The sequence below is a fragment of the Streptomyces sp. N35 genome, from assembly GCF_016464295.1.
In the GTDB taxonomy this organism is placed as follows: domain Bacteria; phylum Actinomycetota; class Actinomycetes; order Streptomycetales; family Streptomycetaceae; genus Streptomyces.
This window is the reverse complement of record NZ_JAEIMH010000144.1, coordinates 1-301: the sequence shown is the minus strand read 5'-3', so window position 1 is coordinate 301 and position 301 is coordinate 1. Positions and strand designations below refer to the sequence as shown.

Annotated in this window: 1 protein-coding gene; it reads right to left on the bottom strand. The window is 84.1% G+C overall.

The features are described from left to right. Positions 1-301 (bottom strand): E3 binding domain-containing protein (locus JAO81_RS43205; protein WP_233416595.1); only part of this gene is annotated, 301 nt, incomplete at both ends.

The window sequence follows — 301 nt, the reverse complement described above, 5'->3', positions numbered from 1 at the left end:
GCGGGGGGGGGGGCGGGAGCGGCGCCCTCCGCGGCCGGGGGGGCGGCGACGCCGCCCTGCGTGGGGATCCGCCCGCCGACGCCGGTGCCCTTGACGGAGCCGAGGTCGACACCGTTCTCGGAGGCGAGCTTGCGCACCAGCGGGGTGACGTACGCGCCGTCGTCCGCGGGCTGAGCGGCGGCGGGCGCGGCCGGAGCGGCCGGCTGAGCCGGGGCAGCGGGAGCCGGAGCGGCCGGAGCCGGAGCGGCGGCCTGCGGGGCCGGGGCAGCGGGAGCCGGGGTGGGCGCCGGAGCCGGAGCCG